Annotated in this window: 1 protein-coding gene and 2 pseudogenes; all 3 read right to left on the reverse strand. The window is 51.2% G+C overall.

The window, feature by feature from the left end; all coding sequences use genetic code 11:
- Positions 1 to 83: pseudogene (flgG, locus tag R7F67_RS24615) on the reverse strand (flagellar basal body rod protein FlgG); the annotation flags it as partial.
- Positions 84 to 108: 25 nt separating this feature from the next.
- Positions 109 to 840: pseudogene (locus R7F67_RS24620) on the reverse strand (flagellar basal body rod protein FlgF).
- Positions 841 to 852: 12 nt separating this feature from the next.
- On the reverse strand, positions 853 to 1154 hold a 302-nt coding region (locus R7F67_RS24625; RefSeq protein WP_318057511.1), incomplete at its 5' end, for a flagellar hook-basal body complex protein.

Raw genomic sequence — 1154 nt, forward strand, 5'->3', positions numbered from 1 at the left:
TTTGCTAAGTTGTTGGAAATGGCAGTCATCTTCGTGTCCTGCGCTGCCATACCTGTCTTACTTACCCATAATGCCGAATGCATTGGTTATCTCCTTTTGGGACGAGACTTATCTCGCCGCCATTAATTTGTTACCGGCTTGCGCCAACGTTTCTGCAGTTTTCATCATGCGTACCTGCATCTCGAAGTTACGCGTTAGCGACATCACGCCGATCAGCTCATCGATCGCCGATACGTTACTGCCTTCGATGTGTTCTGGTGCCAATTGCACGGTTTCATCCGCTGCGAATGGCACACCATCAACACTGTGAAGCAAGCTGTCGCTCTCTTTTTGCAGCTGATTGATTTCTGGCTTCACCAGTTTCAATGTGCCGACTGCGATTTCTGCACCGCCGCCCGGTGGAATAACCGAGACAAGGCCACGCTCACTGATTTCGATTTTTTGATAATCAGGCACCACCAACGGACCGTTTTCACCCACAACCGGGAATCCGGTGATAGACATTGCGCCAGAGGTATCGATTTGAATGTTACCGGCACGCGTTTAAGCCTCGTTACCCGCTGGCGTTTCTACCGCAAGATAACCTTCACCCATGACGGCAACGTCCAGCGCACGACCTGTTTTCACAACGTCGCCAGAATCAAAACGCGTTGATGCAGAGTTTGTGACCACCATGGTTCGGCCATCAAAACCCGGGCCTTGTAACTCCACGCTACGAACACGTTCCATATCCGCACGGAAACCTGCGGTATCCGCGTTCGACAAGTTATTCGAACGAACGTGTTGCGCTTTAAGAACTCGGCTTGCACCGGAGGTTGCTGTAAATAACAAGCTATCCATGCAGAACTCCTATTACACCGCGTTGAACAAGGCTTGAGTGAGCTTGTCGCTGGTCGAAATCGTTTTTGCGTTCGCTTGGTAGTTACGTTGTGCTGTCATCAGTGCCACAAGCTCACTGGTTAGGTCGACGTTTGAGCCCTCTAATGCACCTGGAGTCAAGTTACCCAGCGTGCCAGAACCCGGAACGCCCATGATCGGCGCACCAGAGCTAAAGCTTTGTGTCCACGCGGTGCCGCTCACTTTTGCTAGACCTTGCGTATTAGCAAAATCAGCCAGAACCACTTGGCCTTGAAGCTGTGATTGACCGTTAGTGT

Source organism: Vibrio sp. YT-17 (assembly GCF_033337375.1).
Classification (GTDB): Bacteria; Pseudomonadota; Gammaproteobacteria; order Enterobacterales; family Vibrionaceae; genus Vibrio; species Vibrio alginolyticus.